This is a genomic window from Marivibrio sp., assembly GCF_040218065.1.
GTDB lineage: Bacteria > Pseudomonadota > Alphaproteobacteria > UBA8366 > Aestuariispiraceae > Marivibrio.
Genome location: NZ_JAVJQE010000010.1, coordinates 39,838 through 63,870, shown reverse-complemented (window position 1 = coordinate 63,870; position 24,033 = coordinate 39,838). Strand labels below are relative to the sequence as shown.

Genomic DNA, 24,033 nt, shown 5'->3' with positions numbered 1-24,033 from the left:
CTCGTCTTCGGACAACACCAATCGACGTCTTACTTGATCGCCAGCAGCCCCTCAAAACACATCCATCGCGCCACCGGCATGATGTCAGAGAACCCCGCCCGCTGCAGCAACCCGAGATTTCCCTCGGTGGAGAACGGCTCAAGGACCCCCTTCAAGCTGCGGGATTTTCCTATAATTTCGTCCGTCGAAAATCCGTTCTTCTGTTTGAAATCGACATAAAGCTGGCTCTGGATGTCCTGGAACCGGGCGTCCGCGCCGCGAACCTTCTCGAACAGAATCAGCGCGCCGCCCCAATGGAGCGACTCGTAAATCCTGTCGATAAGTTGTTGCCTGTAGTGCGGGTGAATGAACTGGACGGTGTAATATGACATCACCATCGAACAGGGTTCGAAATCAAACACGCGGAGGTCTTCGTGGATGAAAGTGACGCGCGGATCCGTGTTAAGCTCCTGCGCTTTCTTCACCATGCTTTCGACGCTGTCGATCCCAACGATGCGCATTCCGGTTCGGTGTTCGTTCCATTTCGCGAGCTTGCGCGACAACGCCCCCGTAGCGGCCCCGATATCGTAAACAAGGCAGTCCGGATTCAGAAAGAAATCCGATAGCTGACAGATGAGTTCCTGCCACTCTATGTAATGGGGAATTGATTTCTCGATGTGGCTCTCGAAATCATCCCCAATTGCATCAAAGGTCCAGGCGCTGTTCGCCGCCTCTATGTTCTTGTCGACCTTCATTGCGTCCCTCTCTATGGCTGTATTCTTCGCGCCTGGCTCAAGGTACTACAATCAGCCGGCTTTAAACATGTCCGTCCCCGCTGCGCAAAGACCGTTCATGGTGACCTTGGCTGCGCTGCACCGGCTGAGAGCTTTTCCAGACTCTGTACGACCCGGCCGACGTCTGCATACTCCATCGCTGCGAATAAGGGTAGCGACAACGCGGCCGCGTAATACGCTTCCGCCCCCGACAGATCCTGGCGGCCGTATCGCCGCTCCCAGAACGGCTGTCGGTGAAGGGGAATGTAGTGGACTTGCGTCCCCACGGCTTGCGCGCGCAACAGCCGCATTGCGGCGCCGCGCTCCACGCCCAAAGTCGCCCAATCGACGCGGGCGGCGAACAAATGCCAGGCGGGTCGCCCCCAGGGCACCTTGGCGGGACCCAAGATCGCCGGCGCAAGCCCTGCGATCGCGCGGTCGTAATGGGCGACGACTTCGGCCCGCCCCGCCACGAAACGATCGAGCTTCTTCAACTGACTGGATCCCAGCGCGCACAGCACATCCGGCACCCTGAAATTAAGACCGGGCGTCTCCAGTTCATAATACCAGGGATTCGGCTCGCCGCCCGCGTCGAACCCCATATCGCGATGGCGCCAGCGCTCAGGGTCCCGGACCATCCCGTGATTACGGTGCAGGCGCAGCGCCTCGGCCAGTGCGGCGTCCTGGGTCGTCACCGCCCCGCCCTCGCCCATCGCGATCGTCTTCACCGGATGGAAGGAGAAGCAGGCGAGATGCGACCAACGTGTGTCGCCGACCCGCGCCTCCCGGCCGGCGGCTTCAGGCTCGTCGGCGCGTCGGGTCGCGCCGCCGAGCGCGTGGCACGCATCTTCCACCAGGAAAAGGTCCCGGGCGTCGCAAAGCGCCTTCAGCGCCGGCATGTCCGCGCATTGACCGTTCAGGTGAACGACGAAAGCCGCCGCGAGGCGCCCCTCAGGAAAGCGCCGACGCGCCTCGGCGATCGCGCGCTCAAGGTCTTCCGGCCGCATCAGGCCCGTATCGGGATCCACATCGGCGAAGACGATCTCGGCGCCGGCCAGGAACGGCGCGGAAGCGGTCGCGAGAAAGGTCATGCTGGGGACGATCGCCACGTCGCCAGGACCCAGGCCAAGCGCGCGCGCCGCGATATAAAGCGCCGCCGTGCCGCTGTTGCAGACCACGGCGTGCGCGGCCCCGGTCGCTTGCGCCAAATCCGCCTCGAAGGCCTCGACCCTCGGACCCGTCGTCAGATAGTCCGAGCGAAGCGCCGCCGCGACCGCGGCGATATCGTCTTCGTCAATCGACTGGCGTCCGTAAGGGATCATGGCCGCAAGCGCTTTCAGGCAATACCGATCAGGTTGCGCAACTCATCCGGCGTCATCCAGACGTCGTTGCTGTCGCTGGAATAGCGGAAGTCCTCGGGCACCTTCGGCAGGCCGTTCAACGCATCTTCGATCGCCTGGGTGAAGGCGATCTCGGGTGCGACCAGGTAGCGATCCTCAAGATCATAGGCGAACCGGGATTCGTCTTCCGTCAGCATCAATTCATGCAGTTTCTCGCCCGGACGGATCCCGATGATTTTCGTCGGCAGGTCGGGAGCCATGGCCTTCGCCAGTTCGACGATCTTCATGCTGGGCAGCTTAGGCACGAAGATCTCGCCGCCGTGCATGCGTCCGACGCTCGAGAGGACGAAGGCGACGCCCTGGTCGATGGTGATCCAGAAGCGGGTCATCCGGTCGTCGGTGATGGGCAGGTAATCCGCGCCGCCCTCTATGCGGCGGCGAAAGAAGGGGACGACGCTGCCGCGCGAGCCAAGGACGTTGCCGTAGCGCACCACGCTGAAGCGCGTCCGACGACGGCCGCTCAGGTTGTTCGCGGCGATGAAGATCTTGTCGGCAGCCAGCTTGCTTGCGCCGTACAGATTGATCGGATTGACCGCCTTGTCGGTGGACAAGGCGACGACGCGATCGACCTCGCACGCCAGCGCGGCGCTGACCACGTTCTCCGCCCCATGCACGTTGGTGCGGATGCATTCCATCGGATTGTATTCGGCGGTCGGCACATGCTTCAACGCCGCCGCATGGACAACCACGTCGACGCCGCGCATCGCCATCTGCAGGCGGTCGCGGTCGCGCACGTCCCCGATGAAGAAGCGAAGACGCGTATTGTGGGTTCCGGTGTAGTCGAAGCCGAAATCGCCGGCCATCTCGTGCTGTTTGTCCTCGTCGCGCGAGAAGACGATCAGGCGCTCCGGCTTCTGCGTCTCCAAAACGTGGCGCACGAACGCGCGCCCGAACGAGCCGGTCCCGCCGGTGACCAGAACGCTCTTGCCGGTCAGATCGCACTCGCCCGAATTGAAGTTTGTCACTACTGCTGCTCCTCAGAAACGGAAGACCCGGGAAGGCGCGCGCGAACGGCCTCCTCGGAATGTTCGCGCCGCGCGGCGTCCAGATCGTGCCGCTGACCGACGTCTCGCCAGTATTCGTGAATCGGGAAGACGCCGACCCGAAGACCGATCGACTTCGCGCGGTTGATCAGTTCGGGCATATCCGATCGGCGGTCCGGCGGAACCAAAGCCGCGGCCGCCGGAGACAAAGCGTAAATGCCGGCCGCGACCATGTAGGTGAGATCGGGCTTCTCCTCCATGCCGGTGAAGGCGCCGTCAGGCGCGTGACGGATGACGCCGTACGGCACCGACACCTCGTAGCTGGCGGCGCTGATCGTGACGTCGTTGCCCTGACGCAGGTGGAAGAGTTCCAAGGCGTGGAAATCGGTCTGCGTCACCAGATCCCCGTTGGCGACGATCAGGCCTTCGGCGTCCTCGAGGGCGATCTTGGCGATGGCGCCGGCGGTGCCCAGGGGCTCGGTCTCCTCGACGATCGACAGGCGCGCCGCGCCGCGCCGCTCCTCAACGAAGCGCCGCACCTGATCGGATAGATGATGCACGGAGATGAAGATCTCACGCGACCCGCCCTTTTCCAATTGGCGTAACACATGCTCCAGGATCGGCGCGCCGGCGACGTCCAACAACGGCTTGGGCGTGTTGCGGGTCAGGTCCCCAAGCCGGGCGCCGCGCCCTCCCGCCATGATCAGGGCGGGCATCTTGGGGGTGGCCGGCTGCCGGACCCAGACCTCCAGGAGACGGCGCTCCGCATCGACGATGGGCAGGAACGGCACCAACCCGGGGATCGCATGCAGCCGCGCGATGTTCTCCGCGTTCTGTCCCTCCAGGCCGACGATCGGCTTGACGTGGGCGCAATCGCGCACCGGACCTTCGACTTTGATCCCGCGCAGGATGGCGCGGCGCACGTCGGCGTCCGTAACCGTCCCATAGAGCGTTCCGTCCGGATTGACGACGATCTGCGCCAACACGCCGGACTGAGTGATGCGTTCGAGCGCGTCGCGCACCGTCTGGTCCGGTCCGCAGACGAGCGGCGTTAGATCCGTCAGTTTCGAGATCATCGGAGGCGTCATCCTAAAGAACGGCTTGCAAGCGCATGAAGCGTTCCGCCGCGGGGCGGCCGACGGCGGCGCCGTGCAGCAAGGCCTGCGCGCGCACAGCTTCAGGCGACCGGGGGCCGCCCTCGGTCACTTCAGTACGGTAGAGGCCGAACAACTCCACCTTCCGATCCAAATGATCGGAAATGTCGACGAAGGTGTTGGCGATGAAAGGATGCGCCGGCGGCCCCATAACGGCGTCCGTCTCCGACAGGATCTCCATGGCGTAAAGCGCCCGAACCCCGAAGCTCGGCATGCGAAAGCCCTTGAAAGCCGCCTGCGCCGCGGCGGCCGTCGCACCATGGTCGTCGTGAGCGTCGCCGCGATGCGGCAGCAAAATCACGTCGGGTCGGACCGCCGCGGCGAGGGCGCGAAGCCGATCGACCAGCGCCCCCACCGGTTGCGCCGCGAGGGTCGAGGCGGGGTAGTCCAACCGATGCAGTCCGTCGAACGGGTAGGCCGCGGCGACCGCGTCCACCTGGGCTGCGTGGGCCGCGACATAATCCGCCGGGTAGCCAGCGCCTTCCGGGGTGGTCATCAGCGTCCAATGCAGCTCAGCGCCGCCCTGCTTCAGCCGGCACAAGGCTCCGCCCGCCCCCAGCGTTTCGTCATCCGCATGCGGGGCGACAACCATCACGGTCTTCGCGTTCAGCAAAACGAGCTCCCCAGCCTGATCTCCGGCCGCCCCCCGGCCGCGCAGGCGTAATCCGTCAGAACAACGGCGCCGTCCGACGTTGCGACGACCGGCGCGCCGTCTCGCGTCGCGACGACGCGGCCCGGCTCTACCGGCCCGACGGCCGTCCTGTCCGAACGCACGGCCACTTCGCGCACGACGATTGCGCCGATCTCCGAATGGACCGCCTCCGCGCCTGGATACGGCGGGTGGAGGGCGCGCACAAGCCGATCGATCGCCGATCCGGACATTCGAAAATCAATTCGACCGTCGGCTGGGCTTCGCTTCCGCCACACGACGGCGCGGCTCTCATCCTGCGGAACGGCGGCCGCCACCCCGCGACTGGTCAGCGCATGCAGCAGATCCGGAACCGCGGCGGTCGCCGCCGCGATCGCCTTGTCCATCAGGCTTCGCGCGGTCTCGTCATCCGCAATGGCGAAGGGACGTTGAACGAAGACCGCTCCGGCGTCCGCCTCTTCCGTCAGTCGCATGAAACAGGCGGCGCTCTCCTGCAAGCCCAGGACGATCGACCAAATCAACGGATGTCGCCCGCGCCCGATCGGCAGCGGCGCCGGATGGAATCCCACGCCCCCCATCGGAACGCCCGCCAGGAGGTCGTTAGGGATCAACCGCGACCAGCCGAAAACGAACAAGACGTCCGGCGCGCTCTGCGCGACCAACCGCTGCAAGCCGTCCGGCGTCGACAAATCGTAAAGCGGCGCGCCGGCCTCGGCGGCGATCGGCGCCAGGTCGACGTAATCGGCGTGGCGCGCCGCGCCGACCTCTGGCGGCAAGGCGCCGACGGCCGCGACGTCGCCGCCCGCCGCGAGGGTGGCCTTCAGCAGCGCGGCGCTCGATTCGACGGTTCCCACGAACCCGATCTTCACGGCGCGGTCTCCAGTCGTTCGGCCAACCGAAAGACGTCCTCGTACCAGACCCCTGTCTCCGGAAGATCGGCCAACGCATGCTCCATTTCGGGGGCCCGGCGCAAGGCGAGCGCTTGAAGTCCGGCGATCTCCGCCGTCGGGCGCCCCAGCAGCGCGGTTTGATGATCGGCGACCAAACTTAGACGGCGTTGAAGCGCCTCGAAACTCCTGGCGGGTCCGTAGCCGAGCGTCCCCGCAGGGTTCGATCGATAGCGCGTCACGGGCGTGCGGACACAGGCCGCCGTCAAGCCGCGGTACAGCAATGTCGCGAACAGCCACCAATCCACCGCGCTCACGGCGGCCGGCACGGACAGCGCGGCCCAGTCGACCGCCTCTCGGCGTACGGCGGTATTGGTCAGGCCCATCCAGTTCCGCCGGGCTAAAGCCCCTGCGTCCTCTGTGCGATCCGGCAAGTCCGCGCCGTCGAAAAAGCGGCGCCTCAGCGGCCGTCCGGCGGGATCCGTGATCTCCATGTCGGCGGCCGCGACCTCCGCAGTCTGCAGCGCCGACAGGAACGTTTCCGCTGCGCCCGGTAGCATGCGGTCATCGCAATCGGCGAAGAGCACGGCGTCGCTCGCCGGGGTCCCATCAATCGCGCGGAAAAGCGCCTCGCGCAGGCGCGCGCCCGTCACACCCGCCGGCGTCTGGAGGATCTCGGCGGCGCCGGCGTCGAACAGGCGCGGATCGGTTCCGTCTTCGCAGACCAAAAGTTGCCGGATCTCGCGCCCCTGCTCGGCGACGCCGGCCCGGTAATCAGCCGCCACCTCCGGGGGCGCCGGAAAGCAGGCCGTGCATATCAGGGCCGATCGCATCGCAGGGAACGGACTCTCAAGCGTCGTCCGGTTGAACGATGTCGTTCAGACCGATGAGCGCGTCTTCCGCGATCTCCCGCCGGGTCACCGCACCTACGACGAGGTCGGTCATGGTCGGGGCCAGGCCGGTTCCGGGCCGGCGATAGTCGATGTCCTCAGGCGACACGGTCGCGCCCTTGGCGATCGGACGCGCCGCGACGATGGAGCGTCGATACTCGTCGCGCCGCGTCCGCTCACGCTCCGGAACGATCCGGCGCTTGCCGCCCAACGCAGGATGAATCCGGTCGCGCGCCGTGCAGATCGCCTTCAACTCCTCCGGCGTGCAGGACATGTGATGGTCCCATCCGAACATGGCGCGGTCGAGGGTGTAGTGCTTCTCGATCACGACGGAGCGCTTGGCGATCGCGGCGATCGGGATCTCCGTGCCGGTCGTGTGGTCCGAGAAGCCGACGGGGTAACCGTAGACCTCGCGGAGCATGTCGATGTTGTCGAGGCGCACCTCGTCGTCTTCGGGCGGATAAAGCGACACGCAATGCAGCAGAACGATCTCCGCGCAGCCGCCCTCCTCCAGCCAGCGGACAGCGCGGTCGATTTCGTCCATCTCCGCGAAGCCGGTCGACAGGATGACCGGAAGCCCGGTCTGCGCCGCGTGGCGCAGCAGACGCGGATTGGTGACGTCCATCGACGCGATCTTGATGTATTTGGCGCCGAGCGCCACGAGGTCATCGAGCTGCTTCTCGTTGAACGGCGTCGATGAGAAGTCGATCCCGACCTCGTCGCAATAACTGCGTAACGCTTTCAGATCTTCGAACGAGACTGCGAACTCCTCGACGATCTGCCTCAAGGTGTAGTCCGTCCGATCGCGGTAGTCGTCGCCGAGAAAGTAGTTCTTCTCGTAGACCGCGTGCGAAAAGATCGTCGTATCCCAGGACTGGAATTTGACGGCGTCCGCGCCGCATTCCTTCGCCACGTCGATCATCTGACGGGCGAGCGCCATATCGCCGTTATGATTCGCCCCGATCTCCGCGATGATGTACGGCTTTCGGTCGTGCGGAAACATCATTGGGCTTCGCTCCCTTTCGGTTTGCTCGGTCTGAAGACGGTGTTTGCGGGAACCAGCGTCTGCGCCGGCGCGTCGGCGTATGGCAACACGACGGTGCCGGCCCCGATCATCGCCCCGGGTCCGACGCGCGCGCCGCCCAGAACCCTTGCGCCTGGCGCGATATGCGCGCCTTCACCGATTTGCGCGTCGTGCTCCACGAGACTGCCGGCGTTGATCAAAGCCGCGCGTCCGATTACGGCCCCCGGTTGCACGATCGCGCCGGCGAGGACGTGCGCCCCCTCGGCGATCGAGGCGCTCGGGCTGACCAGGGCGCCGGGGTGGACGACGCTCAGCAACAGGAACCCGCGGGCCGCATACTCCTCGACCAGGCGACGGCGGGCGGCGAGGAGGTCGATCGTCACGCCGCCAAGTCCGATCGCCAAAGGCCCGTCCGACGGGCTCGCGTCCGAATCGCGGGCGATATGGCGCACTTCCGGCAGCCAGGGGCAGACGTGGGGGTCGATATAGGCTGAAAGCCGATCGCCCGCAGCGCGCCGAATCTCCACGACGCTCTTCGCATGGCCGCCGGCGCCCAGCAGGAGAAAATCCGTCATGGTCTTCTCACAACGGCGGGACTTCGGGACCGCGCCACGCCTCAAGCGCCGCCGTCACGCGCGCCAACGACTCACGATCGAGATGGCTCGAACTCGGCAAGGTCACGACCACGTCCGTCAGCGCGTGCGCGACCGGCGTTGCGACCGAAGGATACCCCGAATAGGGCGCTTGGCTCGACAAGGCGCACCAGAAGGGACGCGCCGCTATTCCCGCGGCGTTCAGATGCGAGACCAAGTCGCGCATCGTCGGTTCGTCGGCGACGCGAACCGCCGAAAGCCATCCGCTGTCGACCGCCCCGTCGCCGTCGCCGTCGAACGGCATGAAGGCGATGTCTGCGCGCTCGGCGATCGACGCGCGATAAGCCTCCGCGATCGCACGCTTCGCCGCGACCATCTCCTCCAAACGCTCCAACTGCGCCACGCCGATCGCCGCGTTGACGTTGGTCATCCGATAATTGAACCCCACCGCGTCGTGGCGATAGTCGGCGCCGATCCTGGCCTGGGTGGTCAGGTGACGCAGACGCTTGGCGAGCGCCTCGTCGTCGGTGACCACCATGCCGCCGCCGCCGGCGGTGACGGTCTTGTTGCCGTTGAAGCTGAAACAGGCCGCCGCGCCGAGCGAGCCCGCCGACGCGCCGCCGCGCGACGCGCCGATTGCGCCGGCCGCGTCCTCCAGAACCAGGAGGCCGTGCCGCTCGCGCAGATAGGTCGCGGTCTCAGGCGACGCGGTCTTGCCGAGGGGGTCGACGAGCACGGCGGCCCGCAACCCCTCGCCGTAGCGCGCCGCGGCTTCGTCGACGCTCGCCGGGTCGAGACACCAGTCCTCGCGGGAGACGTCGGCGAAAACCGGCTCCGCGCCCGCGTGGATCACGGCGTTGACGGAGGCAGCGAAAGTCCAGTCGGGAACGATGACGCGATCGCCGGGTCCGATTCCTAGCCCCATGAGAGCGATCTGAAGGGCCGCCGTACCGTTGACGCAGGCGACGCCTTCGCGCCGTCCGGCGAGCGCGGCCATCCGGGTTTCAAAGGCGCCGACGAAGGGGCCGGCGGACGAAACCCAGTTGTCGGTGACGCACTCTTCCAGATAACGGGCTTCGGCGCCGCGCAGATCAGGTACGGCCAAGGGAATGACGTCAGACAAGGTGCTTTCTCACCGCATTAGCGAAACGCTCGACGCTGCCTTGCAAGTCCCAACGAAGGGCGGTCGGGTCGGGCGGCGGCAGGGACAGGGCCGCGATCAGATCCTGCAGGGTACCCGCCCGCGGCGCCAACCCGCGTCGACTGAGCGGGTATAGATCGGGTCCGACCGCGTCAGGTTGAAGACTGACAGAGCGGCGCCCTGAAAGGTAGGCGTCGATCAAGGGCGAGGAGAACATGCCGACCAGTTGGTCGACGTCTTCGCCCAGGCGTCGCGGATCATAGCGCGATATCCGAACCCCTTCCGGCAGATCGTCTTCGTTCTGCTCCGGATGCGGCGCATACTCGATGTGCGCGATCAGATCCGGACGCGCCTCTTGCGCGGCGCGCAGAAGATCGAAACAGCTGCCTTCCGTGTACCCCAGGCTCGCGCCGTAGTCCCGAACCACCGGCGCGCCGACGAACAGCGTCCGTCGCCGCTCCGTCGGCGGCAGGCGCGCCACCTTTCCCCAGTGCGGGTGCCCGACCAGTTCCGTCGCCAGCTCGCCCAGGCCTTCCTCTCTCGCCTCGCGCGCCGCGAAACCGTCGATCAGGAGCAGCCTGTCCGGCGCGTTCAAACCGGCGTCGTCGACCAGTCGCCGCCGGTAGCCGTACCAGGTGTCGACGAACTGCAGGACGGTGACGCCGAGTGAGCGGGCGGCGCGGACCGCCGCATGTTCAAGCGGCCAGCCGCCGGCGGAGATGAGAAGCGCCGACGGCCGTGCGCGCTCGATAAACGCCGCCCCCGCGGCCGCGTCCAGGCGATCCAAAACCGATCCGACGGCGCGCCCCCGCCTCAGCGCGCCGCTCAGGCTCGCCGCGGATCGGTCGGTCAAGCCGACTTCCCAATCGAAACCAGGCGACGCGGTCTCCCAAGCCGCCAGAACCGGCTTCAGAAACGCGGCCGCCCCCGCCTCGACGGGCAGAACCAGAAGCTTGCTCATTCCGTCGACGCGGATAGGCGTCAGGCGGCCTCGGCGGTCATCAACGCGTCGCGGGCGTTAAGCACCTTGCGGGCGCCCTCGGCCCATCTGTCCATGTCGGCGAGGGTCTGCGGCGGCTGCATCACCGCCGTGATCATCAACTCTTGCGACTGCAGCCGTTCGCAGACCGGACAGATGCCGGGCGAGTAATCCACCCGCGAGGCGCCGTCGGCGGCGGCGAAGGGAAACCCGTGACGCCCGAGCCCGATGCGCTTTTGATACATCGGCTCCAGATAGGTCGGCTTCAGATAGCCGCCGCGGACGAACAGGCCTTCGGCCAGCATCGCCTTCACAAACAGCTCGCGGGGCATTCCCGCCGCGGCCTCGTCATAGGTCATCGCATACATGTAGTAGACGTGCCGATCGCCTTGCCGCACGGTCGGAGCGCTCACCCCGTCGATGTCGGAGAGCGCCGAGGACAGCCGGTCGGCCAGCTCGATCCGCTGTCGATTGAGCTCCGGCAGCTTCCGGAACTGCTCGACCGCGACTGCGGCCTCCATCTCGGTCATCCGCAGGTTAAGCCCGGCGGTGTTCACGAGATCGTCGATCCCCATCGCCTCCACCACCGCCTCGCCGTGGTTGCGGAACAGGGCCGCCTTCTCGAACAACTGCGGGTCGTCGGTGACCAGGACGCCGCCTTCGCCGCTCTGCATCACCTTGTGCCGGTTGAAGCTGAAGACGCCGATGTGGCCGATAGTGCCGGTCGGACGGCCGGCGTGCAGGGCGTCGGGCGCCTGGGCGTTATCCTCGATCAGATAGAGGCCGTGCTTGTCCGCCAGCGCCCGCAATTCGGTCAGGCGCGAGGGGTGGCCGAAAATATTGACTGTCACGATCGCACGCGTGCGCGGCGTGATCTTCGCTTCGACGGCGGCGGGATCGAGCCCGAAGGTCTCGTCTTCGATGTCGGCGAAGACGGGCGTCGCGCCGGAAAGAACGGCCACGGTCGAGGTGGCGCTCATCGTATAGGGAGAGGCGATGATCTCGTCGCCGGGACCCGTTCCGATCGCCATCACGGCGGCGTGCAGTCCCGACGTCGCCGAATTGACCGCCACCGCATGCTTCACTCCGAAGCGGCTGCAGAACATATCCTGCAGTTCCCGCACCTTGCGCCCGCCCCAGAAGGGCTCGCCGGGTGACGCGATGAAGCCCGAGAGCTCCCCCTCGTCGAGCACCGCCATGACGGCGCGCTTTTCTTCCTCACCGATCGCGTTGTTGAAGCGGAAGGGTCGATCGTTGATCGGATGGCCGCCCAGCAGCGCGGGCGTGTCTGCAGCATTCATGATCTCATCCCACGTCTAATCGCCAAGTCGGATCGATGCGCCGTTCCGCGACGCCGACACCGATATCGCCTCGAACGCCTCGGCCAGATGAACCGCCTGGGCGGAATCGCATCCGACGAAGGCGAGGCCGCCGACAAGCCAGTCATGTAGAGCGCGATAAAGCCCGGAGAAGCCCGCCGCGGCGCCGCGCTCTGCCGGCCCCGTCGCCAGATGCCGGTAGCCTTTATAGTGAAGATCGTCCTGCGGCGCATCGACCGCGATTTCAGCGCCCCCGGTCAGCAGGCGCAGACGGCCGGCCCGCGTCGTCAGGACGAGATCGAGGAGATCGTAGTCCAAGCCCTCATGGCCCAAGGCCGCGACCGGAATCCCGCTCCGAAACGTCAAGGCGAAGCTTGGATTGGCGTCCGCCGCGGCGTCGGGGCAGGCGCCGGCGATCCATTGAACCGTCTCGATCGGGCCGCAGCGAGAGACCAGAAGGTCGAGCATGTGCGACGCGTAGTTCCAAAGCCCGCGCGCGTAGCGCAGTTCGGCGCTTCTCACGTCCTCACACCCCCGGCGCATCGCATCCGCGATCCGCGCGTCGAAGCGGCGATTGTAGTTCACCACGAGGGGCACGCCCGCGGCCTTGGCGGCGGCGTGCAGGGCGCGCGCCTCGTCGGCGGTCTGGGCCAGCGGCTTCTCCACGACGACCGCAAGGGCGCCGCCGCGGATCGCAGCCTCGACCGGATTTCGACGCACGGAAGACGGCGTGCAAATCACTGCGACCGCCCCTTTCAGATCAGGCAGATCGGCCATGTCCGGAGCGCACTCGGCGGCGGCGACCTCCGGCCAGTCGGCGCGGGCGCGCTCCCGCGCGTCCTCATTCGGCTCGACGAGGGCGCGCAGCACCGCAATCTGCGCCCCGACGTCGCGAATGGCCGCCAGATGGCTCAGCGGCGTCGCGCCGGCAAGGCCGTGGTTTCCGACCGCGATGCGCCCCGCCCCGACCAGGACGACTTCAAGGGCGTTCATGCGCCGGCCGCGCCTTCCTCGCCCAGGAAGCGAAGCACCGCCTCCATGCCGAAACAGGGATCCTGCGCATAGAGCGATGAAAAAACGCGCCGCGCGAAGGCGAGATCTTCCGGCGTGTCGACACACCAATTGTGATGCGAGAGATCGACGTCGTGGACGATGGGCACGACCTTGAAGCGCTCAGGATGGTCGCGGATCCACAGGGCGAACAGTTCGCGATCTTCAGGCGCCGTCAGGTTCGAATCGGCCCACTCGATAGCCCGGCGCGAGACGACGTCCGCGGACAAGCCCAGGGGATAGGACCATTCGACCCGATTAGAGATGAAGTCCGCCTCGGGATCGGCCTCGGCGGCGTCGACCATACGCTGCAGGACCGCAGGGTCGATGAACGGACAGTCTCCGCCGGTCTTCAAGATCGTGCGGCCGGGTCGCCCGCGGATCGCCAGCGCGATCCGCCCCGCCAGATCGTCCTCCTTCGGATGGCGCACCGCCTCAACCCCCAGGGAGGCGCAATAGTCGACCAACGGGTCGTTGCGCGGGTCGGTCGTGGTGGCGAGAACGATCTCCCCGACCCCTCGCACGGCGCGCATGCGCCGGATCATATGGCCGATCAGCGGCTCGCCGGCCAGATCGGTCATCGCCTTGCCCGGGACGCGGCTCGACCCCATGCGCGCTTGCAGGACGCCGAGGGCCTTCACGAGACGGCCCCTTGCGCGGCGGCGCGCAAACTGAGGCGCGCCGCCTCGACTTCCGCCAGACGATCCTCAGGAAAGCGGCCGAAATAGCGGGCTTCCCCCTCATCCTGCGGGGTGGGCGGATAGCGCCACGGGTCCGAAAGCACGGTCGCCAGAAGCTGCGCACCGCGCCTCATGCAGGCGACCCGCAAGGCGACAACACTGCTCAAGTCTTCAGGCGTCAGCATCTCCGGCGGCAGCGTCGCCGACGCGAAGATCGGCCCTGTATCCAACCCTTCGGCCATGCGATGCACCGTCGCCCCCAACGGCCCGTTTTCGGCGAGCGCCCAAAGAACCGGGTCAAGCCCTCGATAGCTCGGCAGCAACCCCGGGTGGGCGTTGACGGCGCCGACGGGGGTCGCGTCCAAGAGCGCCTTCGAGAAGATCCCGCCGCCGCCGTTGATCAAACAATCCGGCCGCTGGTCGGCGATCCAGGCGAGAGCGGCGTCGCCCTGAAAGTCGCTGGTTCGTAGCACGTCGATCCCGGCCTGCTCGACTGTCCGCTCAAAAGCGTCGGGCTCGAAAGAGGGATGGGCCAACCACTGTTCCAGGGATGCCGCGCGCGGCGTCTCGCATTCAAGAACGACCCCCGCGGGAGCCGCTCCCTTCTTCGCCAAAGTCTCAAGCAGAAGACGCCCGAACCGGTTCCGTCCCGCCATGACGAGGATTGACCGCATCATCTCCACACCGTCGCCTTAGAGCGTCCCGATCAGACGTGCGAGCCGCTAGATCGGCCGGACCGGAACACGGCCGGTCTGTAGGAACGACTTCACCTTGATCGGCTTGTTGTCCGTGAAAAGGAACAGGCTCGAGCAGGCCACCGCCGTCGCGTCCGTTTCCTTGATGAGATCGAGCAGATCGACCAGCAGGCCGGCGCCGCCGTTGGCGATGACCGGAATGGACACGGCGTCCTGGACCGACCGGATCAGGTCGAGATCGTAGCCTTCCATCGTTCCTTCGCGGTCGATGGCTGTGATCATGATTTCGCCCGCGCCCCGGCGCTCCACCTCCTTCGCCCACTCAACGACCTCGAGGCCGGTCCTTTCGTACCCGCCGTCGATCAGCACTTCGTAACCGGACCCGCTGTAGCGCTTCGCGTCGATCGAGACGACGATGCACTGGCTGCCGAAGCTGTTGGCAGCCTCGGTGATAAATTCGGGTCGCCGGACGGCCTCGCTGTTGATCACCACCTTGTCGGCGCCGATGTTCAGAAGCTCGCGGATGATGTCGCGCGACTTCACCCCGCCGCCGATCGTCAGCGGCATGGCGCACTCTTCGGCGAACATCTGGATCGACTCGTAGTCCGGCGCTCGATTCTCTTGCGTCGCCGTTATGTCCAGGAAGACCAATTCGTCTACATCCTGGCTGTCGTAGACCTTGCCCATGGTGCGAGGGTGGCCGACGTCGCGATATTGGTCGAACTGGATCGTCTTAATCATTCGCCCGTCCTTCAGCGTGAGGACGGGAATGAGCCGAACGAAACTCATGATCAGAGATCCTTTTCGATGAAATTGCGCAGCAGGAGGAAGCCGGCGGACTGGCTTTTCTCCGGGTGGAACTGCGTCCCGTATACGTTGCCCTGCTGGATCACAGCGGTGAAATCGTGGCCGTAGCGACTGGTCGCCGTGACCAGTTCCGGGCGATGCGAGACCATATGGAAGCTGTGCACGAAGTAGAAGAAGGACCCGTCCTCTACGCCCTCCAAAAGGGGGCAAGGATTGCGATTGGTGATCTGGTTCCAGCCGACGTGCGGAACCCGCATCGACGCGCGGTCGAAGGGTTTCATCTCGGCGTCGACCCACCCCATGCCGCGGGTGTCGCGCACCTCCGGGCTGAACTGCGCCAACAATTCCATCCCCAGACAGATTCCGAGCAGCGGTTTCTTCTCTCCCTCGACCATGTCGCGCAACGGATTGATCAGCTCGCGTCGCTCCAACTCAGCCATCGCATCGGGGAAGGCCCCGACGCCGGGAAGGATGATCCGTTCGGCCCATTCCAGGTCTGCGCGATCCGCCGAGATGCGCACCTCCCCACCCGCGCGCGACACGTACTTCGCGACCGAACGCAAGTTGCCCATACCATAGTCGACGACGGTCACGCGCCGCCGCACGATGTCACGCGGTAGGCTCAAGCCATTTCTCCCTGATCGAAGCGGACTGAAGACCCAGCGAAATCACTGGTCGATGTCGGAAGGCACGTCCCCGGAAAGCAACCGTTCCCAGAGCGGCTGATCATCGAGTTTGCGCTGGGCCGCGCGCACCTTGTCCGGGTCGTGGACATGCGGATAGACCTGATGGTCCTCGGCGATCGCGTTGAACTCGTCCTCATCGATGCCAAGATAGTCGAGCACGACGTCAAGGCTCGCCGGCCGTTGCGCGTCGTAGTGGATCATCTCCTCCGCCTCGTCGCGCGACATGACGCCGTTGCGGATGTCGAGATTCGCCCGCTGCACGGTTCGGCTGTATCCGCGCTTGATGTAGCGCAGGTAGTCGCGCGTGCCCTGAAGGAAGCATTCGACCTTCTCATAGTGATAACGGGGGTGGAGGTTCTCGACCTCGGCCATTTGCCAACCGAGCTCCTTATTGAGAATCTCGTACTGCAACGGCGCATTCCATTTGATGTAGTCGCCAAGGTGGATCGAGGTGACCCCCATGTTCATCAGATCTTCCCAAGGGGGAAGCTGGAAGGGCTCCAAGTCCCGCATCTCGACGCCGTCCACGAAGCCTTGCATGTCCTCGGCGTTGATCGACAAGTTGATCTGACGATTGAACCACCGTTCGTCCGGGGGCGTTTTGGTCTTGTAGTTGTAGTAGCCGCCCGACTGTTCCGTACCCGGCTCGCCCCAGATAATGAGCGGCACCTTGTACATAAGCGCGACTTTGAAGGGGGTCGCGACGACGCCGGTGTGGCAGAACCAGCAGAAGTCGCCGCGGCGCCGCAGCGATTCCAGCATCGTCTTTTTGATGACGTCGTCATTCGCCTTGAACGTGACGTGATCGCAGCCGAGCGCGCGGACGACGCGCTCGATGTTCTCAAGATGCAACGGCCGGCGGAAATGCGAATCGAACGTCGCCAGCAGGATCTTGAGCCCGTACTTCTTGACCAAGGTGTAGGCGACCCAGGCGCTGTCCTTGCCGCCGCTGAACGGCACGATCGCGTCGTAGCGATACTTGCCGCGATACTGCTCCACAATGTCCTGGAACTCCTGCTGGCGCGCGTCCCAATCGATATCCTCATCGCGCTCGCGGGCGACGGCGCACATGTTGCAGACGCCTTCGTCGTCGAAGGTGACGGTCTGCTCCGTCTCGGGGATGAGGCACTTCTTGCACCGGCGAACGCCGTCTTCGCCCTCAAGATGTTTCGCGCGCTCCGCCATCTCCCGCGAGCGGCGGGCGATAACGCCGAGCGGCTGAAACGGTATCGGCTGCGTTTGACGGGTCATGGTCGATGCACCTCTTCGTAAAGGGTTCTCACGCGCCGACGCGTAGGTCGGTCTGCGCCGTGGTGAGTTCATGAGTGAGCGGGGCGGCGAGCCTCGCCACGTCCTCGCGCGGAGCCGGTTCTTTGCGCGTGAAGAATTCCATCTCTTCCGCGTCGATGCAGAATTCACGCAACCGCCGCGCGAGCGCCGCGCCGTCATGCTCGCGTCGCCGTTTTGCGTCGCCGTCGCAATCGTCCAGGAGATCCAAGACGCGTTCAATCCCCTCTAACCGGGGAGCCTTGTGCACATGGGGCGTCGAGGCGATCGGACAATGGCTCCAAAAGAAAAGCGTCGGCTTGCCCAGGACGGCGGCCTCGTACCCGGCCGAACTGGTGATCGTGGCGACCAGATCGGCCCGCCGGCAGACGGCGAGCCCCGGCAGGTCCGGATGCACCAGACGGACGTTATGCATCCCCAACAGCCGGTCGTAGAAGTCGTTCGGGCGACGGCCGACCTGCCAGGTGTGCTCCTTGACCATCAGGATCGCATCGGCGGGGATCGTCAGCGAAAGTTCCATCACGGTCGCCAACTGATTAGTGTTCTCCGGCGCGAGCGCCAACGTCGACGCCTCCGGCTCCTGCTGAAGCGGGAAGTAGACGATCTTCACGCCGTCCGGCAAGTCCTTAAGGTCGCGCAACGCGATCTTGTCAAGCAAGCGATAGTGCCGGCGCTGGCGGACCAGCCACCGGATCGTATCCGAGAGCTTGTACCCGCGCCGGGCCTTCGCGTAGCCCTTGAAACGCCAGTAGAAGTAACGGGCGGTCAGCCAGGCGCTCTGCTTCACGATCTGCGACCAGCGCCGCGAGGCGGCGCGGCTCGACAGCGCCGCCGCATTTGTGGCTAGCGCCGACGAGCGCAACCCGCCGGTCTCGGCGGCGATCTCCTCCTCGCTCAGCTGCGGCCCTGGTTGCGCGAGATACCCTGAGAGCGCTTCCGAGCCCTCGAACTCGTCGTCCGCCCAATAGACCAAGCCGCCCAACCGGGCCGGGCACAGCGCGCGGAACGGCACGCCGCGGTGCCGTGCGCCGGTCGCCATCATCTTCTGCCGGACGCCGCCGCCACCGTAATAGCTGCAGATCATCGCGGGAGGGTAGCGCTCGAAAAGCTCCGCCGTCCATTCCGCCTGCTCGGCGAAGGCGTGGGCGATCCGCCTCTGGTCGCTGAGATCGGCGAGAACGGACGAAGGGTGACCGCTGCCCGCCAAAAGATAGCCACGGCCCATGTGCCGGTCCTGCAGAACGTAATCGCGATAGAGCCCAAGCCCCAACGCCTTCTCCGCACGCCGCGCTCGGGCCAGAATCTCGGCCGTGGAGACGTCCGGCGCCGGCTCCTCCAGCACGTCGTAAGGATCCTTGATGACGATGCTCTCGAAATCCAGCGGCCCGCCGTTCAGCTTTTCGTAATAGTCGAGCGCTTTGGCGTCGGTCAAAAGCAGCAGCGGCTCGAGCCCTGTCTCCTCGCGCATATGCCGGGCAAAATCGAGCCATAGCCAGCGCGTCAGGCCATTGTGCAGAACCCAGACGTACTTGCCCGTCCGAGCGGTCGACCGAGCAGGGTCGGAAGCGGAAACCATCACATTCCCTCGAGGAGTTTTTTGCTGCGCCGCGCGCTCTAAAGCTTGATCGACTGCCGTGCGCCGTCGGCGCCGATATAGTCGAGCTTCGCCTTCTCGACGGTCCGGCGCGCGTACTCCGCCTCGACATGGCGATTGATCGCGACGATGTCGGGTCGGTCGTTCAGGAAGGCCACCACCTCCGCCAGACCGAACGGGCCGTCGGCGCGATGCAAGGCGTCGAAAATCGAGCGAAAGACCGTCAGATCGTCCTCGTAGTCGAGCGTAAGACGCGCCGTCTCATGCCGATGCGTCGGGTTCTCGACCGACAGAGCCTCATGCCGGCAGAGACCCGTCTTGGTGAAGAAATAGATGAAACCGGTGTCGTTCTCGCGCGTGGCGTAGCCCGCCGTCACCTTGTCCATCGCCGTACGCGTAAAGGCCTTCGTCGCACAGCCGAGCGGCAGGCCGTCCACCGTTACGATGTCGAGCGACGGGTCCTCGAGAAGGCGCGCCATTGCGGCGTCCATGTATTCCGTCGCGCTAAGCGGGTCGTCCCCGTCCGCTTGGATGACGGCGTCGAACCCGAAATGGGCGACGGCCCCGGCGAAGCGCGCGATGATGTCGTCGGTCTCGCCGCGATACACGGAATAGCCCGCGTCTTCGACGACCGCGACCAGCGGGTCGTCCCCCGGCTCACCGGTCGTGCAGACCACGACGTCGCGCGGGTCCTCGATGAACCGACAGGCGGCCACCCTTTCGAGAAGGCGCACGATGGACGGCCTGCCGGCCAACTCCATCAACGCCTTTCCGGGCAACCGCTCGGAACTCAGCCGCACGGGGATAATCGCGCCGATCTTCATGGCAGTACTTTCGCCTCGCTTCGATCCAAGGGCTCAACGCCGGCGGCTTGCGTCCCCTCTCCGGATTGCTGAGCCAACGTCGAGCGGTACCAGCCGGGTTGCGCCGACAGGCTTCGATGGTCGCCCTCGGCCGCAATCGTCCCGGACTGCAGCACGACGATTTTGTCCGCATCTGAAAGCGCGCCGAGCTGATGGCCGACGATCAAGATGGTCGTTTCCGTCTCTGCGCGAATACGGCGAAGCGCCTGCGTTATTTGGGCCGCACTCTCCCCGTCGACGCTGCTCGTCGGCTCGTCCAAAATGAGGATCGGCGCCTTGCAGGCGAGGGCGCGGGCGAGTTCGACGCGCTGCCTTTGGCCCCCGCTCAATCCGACGCCGCCTTCGCCGAGGACCGTCTCGTAGCCGTTCGGCAAATCGACGATGAAGTCGTGCGCGTTGGCCAGATGCGCGGCGCGCTCTACGTCGGCTCGCGACAGCCCCTCGGAGCCGTAGGCGATATGCTCCGCGATAGACCCCGAGAGCAGCAACGGGGTCTGGCTCACGTAGGCCGTGGCGGCGCGCAACGCGTCGATCCGGATCTCGTTGACGGGCGTATCGTTTATCCGGACTTGTCCGCCGGTCGGCACGCGCAGCCGCGGAATGAGGTCGATCAACGTCGATTTCCCGCTGCCCGAGGGCCCTACGATCGCCGTCATCACGCCGCCCGGAACGATGAGGTCGATCCCCTTTAGGGCCGCCGTCTCCGCGTTAGGGTAGGAGAAGGTGACGCCCTCGAAGCGGATCTCGCGTACCGGCGCAGGGAACGCCTCGAGGCCCGCATTCTCTTCCGCCGCGGCGTCCAACTCGTTAAAGGTCGAAAGCACGTTCTCTGCAGAGGCCCGGATTTTTAGATAGGCCTGCCATCCGCGGATGACCTGCTTCACCATAGGGGCTAGGCGGGCCAACACGATCAGAAACATCCCGACGGTTGAAAGATCCTCGCCGTAAACGAGGACGCCCGCCACCAGCGCGGGAACGCCCAACATCAGCGCCAGCGGCTCGATGCCGCTCTCCGTGATGGCGATCGCACGAACGGCGGATAGGTTCTTCTTTTCTTGCCGGTTGAGAAGTCGGGACGCGTTATGGATTTCGATCGGTTCGCTACGCGCGAGCCGTATCAGGCGAGAGGCCCGACACCGCTCCAAAAAATGCTGGGAAAAGGCGGCGTTGGCCTTAACGATTTCACGGCTCAATTCGCGCACTTTGCGCAACAGCCCGCGCATGCCGATCGTAATGGCCACGAGAACGCCCAGCACGACCGCCGCCGCTTCCGGCGACAGCCAAAAGAGGAGCAACACGTAGCCGATCGTGAAGGCGCAGGCGATCAGGAAGTCGAGAAGGCCGCTGATCGTCTGAGACGCAAGCGTCGTTTCGGTGGTCATAGAATTTGCGAACGGACCGGACATCAGCCGTTCTTGATAATTCAGGCGGGCGGCGAGAAAACCGGTAAAGAGCCGATGACGAACGCGTCGCGCCATCATATGGCTGAGCGCCGCCTGATAGATGAGCCTCAGGTAGGTGGCGATCTGACGAACGAGCAGGAAAACCGCGGACATCGCGACGACCGTTACGATGCCCGGGTCATAGCCGACCCAGCCGAAGGCCGTGTGCAAACCGCTCCAGACCCGCGAGGTCTCAAGCAGCACGGTCATATCGCCGTTATTCAGCAGGTACTCGCCGATTGGGTAGAGCATCGTCAAACCGAGGGTGTCGAACAGCACGCCGACCAAGCCAAGCGCCGCCAGGCCGCCGACCTGCGAACCTCGAACCCCGCACTTTCGCACCAACCTTGCAGGCGTGGTCCGGGCGAAACGTTCGCGCACGCCGTCATTAACGCTCATGTCTTGTGTCTTTCTCACCCTCAGCCGCCGATTCGTACGCCGAACTTCTGTTTCATAACGCGAGCGAACCGTTCGCGCAGATAGCGCGTCCAGGGCACATGGCTCGGATCAGCTCGGAAAATGTCGAGATGTTCGTGGTCAGAGATGTAAGGAGGCCGCGCCGCGTCATGTCGCACATGGTAGGTGAGCACCCGGTTTGTCGCGCTCAATTGCAGACGGGTGACCAAGCGGTCCTCTCCCTCCCGCAACAGTTGGGTCAAATCTAGGCGGACAGCGCTTCGCGCGGGAACCTTTGTCCGTTTCGTCGTGCGCCCGTCCGGCGTCTGACAGGAGACCAAAAGAGCCTTCGTGTAGGGATTGACCAGCGTCAGCGATTCAAGATGTTGGCGCGAGCGGTCGATCGCAACGAGCGTATGCGATTCGAGAAAGCGTCCGTACTCGGCAATGGAAGAGATCACCTGCGGCGCGCCGAACTTATAGCTGCCGTCCGCCCGAAACGTCAGTCTGCCTGGGGCCGTGTACAGCGCGTAGACCGCCGGGGGCGCCTTCGTGGCGAAAGGGGCGCGGTCATCGGTACTCAGAAACTCAACCTCGACAAACGCCTGAGCGGCTCCCTCCGGTAGAGCGCCGGCCTCATCCAATGCGTTGACGGCGCACACCAGGGTGATCGGGTGGTTGTCGTCTTCGCCCTCCTCGAGATTGACGGTACGCGTCTCCCGCCAGCGCTCCTCCCCGTCGCAGGTCGCGATCGCCTTTATAAGAACCGCGCCGCGGCACCCGATCAAACGACGGCGCAAAAGCGACGGCGGAATGGCGAGCGTAAAAGCGTAGCCGGGCGGCAGCGAAAAGACGAGCGGGATGAGATAGTGGTAGCTCATCATCAAGTCTCGCAATCAGCTTTCCGCCGGGTGGTCGATCGCCATTCGATCGAAGTTTCGCGACGCGGATATGATATGGGTCTTGCTGAGGCCGTCGCATTCAACGGCGATCGCGCCGAGACCGCCTCCCCCCTGCGCCTCCGCGGCCGCGTTCACATCGACCTCGACCCCCCGCGCGCCGAAGGGCGGGATTGCAAGGCGTCGTTCGTCGGGATTCAAAGCGTGCGGGACCGTGGAGCCCAGTATCCGGTTTCCGGCGTTGGTGACGGCGACGAACACGCGCTCATCCATCGGCCTCGCGATCGCCGTATACCAATGAGTCTTGACGCCCGAGGGCCCTTGGGTGTGGACGCCGCCGTTGCCGCCTGGAGCTTCTATGAGAAGCTGCGGACGCGTCGTCCCCCGCAGCGCAGGGCTCACCCAGCGTCGCCGCACTTCGACCGCTCCCCAAGTCAGACCGTCTGAGGAGAGGGGCGCGCCAGTCCTCGCCGCGTGCTCCATCAGCAGGGGACTGAGCGCCACTTGGAACGCTTCCCCGGCCGGCACGCGTGTCCGCCACGCCTGAACCTCGCGCCCCTCCGAATCGCGCAACAGCACGTTCACATCCACTGGGCTGCAAGGCTTTTCCGGCCCGAAAAGAAATCGATCGTTCGCGACCATCACGGACTGCACGATCTCTTCGCCGGCGACGACCGGCGAATAATCGCGAAGCAGCATGGGATAGGGCGGCGCGACCCGGTCGAGGCCGGAAAGGAAACCGCCTATCGCCCGTCGCACGAGGCTCTTGGTCCGCTTCGGGCGCGAAGCCGCGTCCTCGCGAGCGGTCGGGGCGGCCGGAAGGCGATCCGCCTCTTCCGTGTAGATGGTTTCAAGGTCAAGGCAGCAGGCGGTGCACTTGGTGCCGGCCCCCGTCTTGGCCAACAATTGGTCGAAATCCAGCGCCTGGTTCATCGTCATTGCATGCACGAAGTCGGCGCGCGTCATGTCCATGCACGTGCAGACGATCTGACGCGCCTCCGATCTAGACTGTGCTGCCGGCTTTTTCATGGTCGATCGTCTTATCAATCTTCAACCGGGCAAGACGAATCGGAACATCGACTGATCCGGTTGGATTTCCAACCGATACTGTTCCCAATCCTTCTCTTCGCTCACGGAGAGGCCGGCCGCCTCCCCGATGCGGTGCACCTCTTTCGGGGTCACCCAATAGTCCTTGGCGTTCGTCGCATGGGGCGCGTCCGCTATGCTGAAGGTGACGAAAAGTTGACCGTCCGGCTTGAGGTGGCGCGACAGCGTCTTCAGGCACACTAAACATTCATCGGTAGGCATGTGCGGGAACACGTCATGCGCCATGATGAAATCGAACTTCTGATCGCCCAATTCCTTAGCCTGCGCGTCCGTTAGAACGACAGTGCGGTATCGTGAGGGGTCAATACCGTTCTCCTCGAGAATCCCGACGCCTTTACGAATTCGATTTTCGGAGATGTCCGCAGCGACGTAGCGACCGTCTTCCATGTACTTCATGAGATGCAGGCCGACCCGCAGGATGCCGCAGCCATATTCAAGAAAATCGTGGTGAGGCTTGAGACCGCGATGTTTCAGGTAGTTAACCTGCCGCTCTGCGTTGTCGAGATAGGCGGGATTGACCGGACGGTTCGCCGCCTTGCTCTTGGCCGCCATGCGATTCATTCGCCGACGATACCATTCGGTGTAGCTCTCCCCTCGGACTTTGGTGCTCCAGAACAGGTCGAGCCACTCCATCGGCTGGCGATAGAAGCGAGCGCGGATCGACTTGGCGTCGCCGCGCAGCCAGTCCATGAACCGGGCGCCGGCGGGTCGGGTGTCAGTCTGGGCCATCTCGATTGTCTCCAATGGTGCGTGGGC

24 protein-coding genes are annotated in these 24,033 nt (G+C 65.0%); all 24 read right to left on the bottom strand.

Annotated features, from left to right (window positions below; genetic code table 11):
- Nucleotides 1-29 precede the first annotated feature (29 nt).
- On the bottom strand, nt 30-734 hold the full coding sequence (locus RIB45_RS10340; protein ID WP_350050188.1) for a methyltransferase domain-containing protein: 705 nt from the start codon (nt 732-734) through the stop codon (nt 30-32).
- A 95-nt stretch (nt 735-829) separates the two neighbouring features.
- Nucleotides 830-2,074 carry a UDP-4-amino-4,6-dideoxy-N-acetyl-beta-L-altrosamine transaminase gene (gene pseC / locus RIB45_RS10335; protein ID WP_350050187.1) on the bottom strand — a complete coding sequence of 415 codons (1,245 nt, stop codon included), beginning with the start codon at nt 2,072-2,074 and terminating at the stop codon, nt 830-832.
- Nucleotides 2,075-2,088: 14 nt separating this feature from the next.
- The gene (gene pseB, locus RIB45_RS10330; protein WP_350050186.1) at nt 2,089-3,117 is read right to left on the bottom strand and encodes a UDP-N-acetylglucosamine 4,6-dehydratase (inverting); all 1,029 of its coding nucleotides are present in this window, start codon (nt 3,115-3,117) and stop codon (nt 2,089-2,091) included.
- Nucleotides 3,117-4,211 (bottom strand): sugar phosphate nucleotidyltransferase, encoded by a 1,095-nt coding sequence (locus RIB45_RS10325; protein ID WP_350050185.1) that lies wholly within the window; start codon nt 4,209-4,211, stop codon nt 3,117-3,119. The genes pseB and RIB45_RS10325 overlap by 1 nt, the downstream gene beginning before the upstream one ends.
- A 13-nt stretch (nt 4,212-4,224) precedes the next feature.
- Complete coding sequence (locus RIB45_RS10320) at nt 4,225-4,902, bottom strand: PIG-L deacetylase family protein (RefSeq protein ID WP_350050184.1); 678 nt, start codon at nt 4,900-4,902, stop codon at nt 4,225-4,227.
- Nucleotides 4,896-5,807: a methionyl-tRNA formyltransferase gene (locus tag RIB45_RS10315; RefSeq protein ID WP_350050183.1), complete on the bottom strand. Its 912-nt coding sequence runs from the start codon at nt 5,805-5,807 to the stop codon at nt 4,896-4,898. Before RIB45_RS10315 ends, RIB45_RS10320 begins: the two co-directional genes overlap by 7 nt.
- A complete protein-coding gene (locus tag RIB45_RS10310) occupies nt 5,804-6,610 on the bottom strand; it encodes a glycosyltransferase family 2 protein (protein WP_350050182.1) in 807 nt (268 codons plus the stop codon). The genes RIB45_RS10315 and RIB45_RS10310 overlap by 4 nt, the downstream gene beginning before the upstream one ends.
- Before the next feature lie 64 nt (nt 6,611-6,674).
- Complete coding sequence (locus tag RIB45_RS10305; RefSeq protein WP_350050181.1) at nt 6,675-7,721, bottom strand: N-acetylneuraminate synthase family protein; 1,047 nt, start codon at nt 7,719-7,721, stop codon at nt 6,675-6,677.
- On the bottom strand, nt 7,718-8,314 hold the full coding sequence (locus RIB45_RS10300; protein WP_350050180.1) for an LbetaH domain-containing protein: 597 nt from the start codon (nt 8,312-8,314) through the stop codon (nt 7,718-7,720). Before RIB45_RS10300 ends, RIB45_RS10305 begins: the two co-directional genes overlap by 4 nt.
- A 7-nt stretch (nt 8,315-8,321) precedes the next feature.
- Nucleotides 8,322-9,455, bottom strand: coding sequence for an aminotransferase class I/II-fold pyridoxal phosphate-dependent enzyme (locus RIB45_RS10295; RefSeq protein WP_350050179.1), 1,134 nt, complete (start codon nt 9,453-9,455; stop codon nt 8,322-8,324).
- On the bottom strand, nt 9,448-10,434 hold the full coding sequence (locus RIB45_RS10290; RefSeq protein ID WP_350050178.1) for a hypothetical protein: 987 nt from the start codon (nt 10,432-10,434) through the stop codon (nt 9,448-9,450). Before RIB45_RS10290 ends, RIB45_RS10295 begins: the two co-directional genes overlap by 8 nt.
- Nucleotides 10,435-10,454: 20 nt before the next feature.
- Nucleotides 10,455-11,753 carry a DegT/DnrJ/EryC1/StrS family aminotransferase gene (locus RIB45_RS10285; protein WP_350050177.1) on the bottom strand — a complete coding sequence of 433 codons (1,299 nt, stop codon included), beginning with the start codon at nt 11,751-11,753 and terminating at the stop codon, nt 10,455-10,457.
- A 15-nt stretch (nt 11,754-11,768) separates the two neighbouring features.
- Nucleotides 11,769-12,764, bottom strand: a complete 996-nt coding sequence (locus tag RIB45_RS10280) for a Gfo/Idh/MocA family oxidoreductase (protein WP_350050176.1) — start codon at nt 12,762-12,764, stop codon at nt 11,769-11,771.
- On the bottom strand, nt 12,761-13,462 hold the full coding sequence (locus RIB45_RS10275; protein WP_350050175.1) for a cytidylyltransferase domain-containing protein: 702 nt from the start codon (nt 13,460-13,462) through the stop codon (nt 12,761-12,763). The genes RIB45_RS10280 and RIB45_RS10275 overlap by 4 nt, the downstream gene beginning before the upstream one ends.
- Complete coding sequence (locus RIB45_RS10270; protein WP_350050399.1) at nt 13,459-14,157, bottom strand: formyltransferase family protein; 699 nt, start codon at nt 14,155-14,157, stop codon at nt 13,459-13,461. Before RIB45_RS10270 ends, RIB45_RS10275 begins: the two co-directional genes overlap by 4 nt.
- Before the next feature lie 66 nt (nt 14,158-14,223).
- Nucleotides 14,224-14,985 carry an imidazole glycerol phosphate synthase subunit HisF gene (gene hisF / locus RIB45_RS10265; RefSeq protein ID WP_350050174.1) on the bottom strand — a complete coding sequence of 254 codons (762 nt, stop codon included), beginning with the start codon at nt 14,983-14,985 and terminating at the stop codon, nt 14,224-14,226.
- Nucleotides 14,986-14,987: 2 nt separating this feature from the next.
- Entirely contained in the window at nt 14,988-15,629 is a 642-nt protein-coding gene (hisH, locus tag RIB45_RS10260) for an imidazole glycerol phosphate synthase subunit HisH (RefSeq protein ID WP_350050173.1), read from the bottom strand.
- A gap of 42 nt (nt 15,630-15,671) precedes the next feature.
- Nucleotides 15,672-16,940, bottom strand: a complete 1,269-nt coding sequence (locus RIB45_RS10255) for an N-acetyl sugar amidotransferase (protein ID WP_350050172.1) — start codon at nt 16,938-16,940, stop codon at nt 15,672-15,674.
- A 28-nt stretch (nt 16,941-16,968) separates the two neighbouring features.
- Nucleotides 16,969-18,444: a hypothetical protein gene (locus tag RIB45_RS10250; RefSeq protein ID WP_350050171.1), complete on the bottom strand. Its 1,476-nt coding sequence runs from the start codon at nt 18,442-18,444 to the stop codon at nt 16,969-16,971.
- A 146-nt stretch (nt 18,445-18,590) separates the two neighbouring features.
- Nucleotides 18,591-19,394 carry a cytidylyltransferase domain-containing protein gene (locus RIB45_RS10245; RefSeq protein ID WP_350050170.1) on the bottom strand — a complete coding sequence of 268 codons (804 nt, stop codon included), beginning with the start codon at nt 19,392-19,394 and terminating at the stop codon, nt 18,591-18,593.
- Nucleotides 19,391-21,274 carry an ABC transporter ATP-binding protein gene (locus RIB45_RS10240; protein ID WP_350050169.1) on the bottom strand — a complete coding sequence of 628 codons (1,884 nt, stop codon included), beginning with the start codon at nt 21,272-21,274 and terminating at the stop codon, nt 19,391-19,393. The genes RIB45_RS10245 and RIB45_RS10240 overlap by 4 nt, the downstream gene beginning before the upstream one ends.
- A 20-nt stretch (nt 21,275-21,294) precedes the next feature.
- Entirely contained in the window at nt 21,295-22,155 is an 861-nt protein-coding gene (locus RIB45_RS10235) for a hypothetical protein (protein ID WP_350050168.1), read from the bottom strand.
- Nucleotides 22,156-22,167: 12 nt separating this feature from the next.
- On the bottom strand, nt 22,168-23,199 hold the full coding sequence (locus RIB45_RS10230; protein ID WP_350050167.1) for a (2Fe-2S)-binding protein: 1,032 nt from the start codon (nt 23,197-23,199) through the stop codon (nt 22,168-22,170).
- Nucleotides 23,200-23,220: 21 nt separating this feature from the next.
- Nucleotides 23,221-24,006, bottom strand: coding sequence for a class I SAM-dependent methyltransferase (locus RIB45_RS10225; protein ID WP_350050166.1), 786 nt, complete (start codon nt 24,004-24,006; stop codon nt 23,221-23,223).
- Between the last annotated feature and the right edge of the window lie 27 nt (nt 24,007-24,033).

Bases quoted from the DNA above. Each gene is read 5' to 3' on its own strand.
- pseC (WP_350050187.1), bottom strand. From the start codon at position 2,074: ATGATCCCTTACGGACGCCAGTCGATTGACGAAGACGATATCGCCGCG.
- RIB45_RS10240 (WP_350050169.1), bottom strand. From the start codon at position 21,274: ATGAGCGTTAATGACGGCGTGCGCGAACGTTTCGCCCGGACCACGCCT.
- RIB45_RS10245 (WP_350050170.1), bottom strand. From the start codon at position 19,394: ATGAAGATCGGCGCGATTATCCCCGTGCGGCTGAGTTCCGAGCGGTTG.
- RIB45_RS10270 (WP_350050399.1), bottom strand. From the start codon at position 14,157: ATGGCGGGACGGAACCGGTTCGGGCGTCTTCTGCTTGAGACTTTGGCG.
- RIB45_RS10285 (WP_350050177.1), bottom strand. From the start codon at position 11,753: ATGAATGCTGCAGACACGCCCGCGCTGCTGGGCGGCCATCCGATCAAC.
- RIB45_RS10230 (WP_350050167.1), bottom strand. From the start codon at position 23,199: ATGAAAAAGCCGGCAGCACAGTCTAGATCGGAGGCGCGTCAGATCGTC.
- RIB45_RS10290 (WP_350050178.1), bottom strand. From the start codon at position 10,434: ATGAGCAAGCTTCTGGTTCTGCCCGTCGAGGCGGGGGCGGCCGCGTTT.
- RIB45_RS10325 (WP_350050185.1), bottom strand. From the start codon at position 4,211: ATGATCTCGAAACTGACGGATCTAACGCCGCTCGTCTGCGGACCGGAC.
- RIB45_RS10305 (WP_350050181.1), bottom strand. From the start codon at position 7,721: ATGATGTTTCCGCACGACCGAAAGCCGTACATCATCGCGGAGATCGGG.
- RIB45_RS10340 (WP_350050188.1), bottom strand. From the start codon at position 734: ATGAAGGTCGACAAGAACATAGAGGCGGCGAACAGCGCCTGGACCTTT.
- RIB45_RS10280 (WP_350050176.1), bottom strand. From the start codon at position 12,764: ATGAACGCCCTTGAAGTCGTCCTGGTCGGGGCGGGGCGCATCGCGGTC.
- hisF (WP_350050174.1), bottom strand. From the start codon at position 14,985: ATGAGTTTCGTTCGGCTCATTCCCGTCCTCACGCTGAAGGACGGGCGA.
- RIB45_RS10250 (WP_350050171.1), bottom strand. From the start codon at position 18,444: ATGCGCGAGGAGACAGGGCTCGAGCCGCTGCTGCTTTTGACCGACGCC.
- RIB45_RS10225 (WP_350050166.1), bottom strand. From the start codon at position 24,006: ATGGCCCAGACTGACACCCGACCCGCCGGCGCCCGGTTCATGGACTGG.
- RIB45_RS10255 (WP_350050172.1), bottom strand. From the start codon at position 16,940: ATGACCCGTCAAACGCAGCCGATACCGTTTCAGCCGCTCGGCGTTATC.
- RIB45_RS10300 (WP_350050180.1), bottom strand. From the start codon at position 8,314: ATGACGGATTTTCTCCTGCTGGGCGCCGGCGGCCATGCGAAGAGCGTC.
- RIB45_RS10235 (WP_350050168.1), bottom strand. From the start codon at position 22,155: ATGATGAGCTACCACTATCTCATCCCGCTCGTCTTTTCGCTGCCGCCC.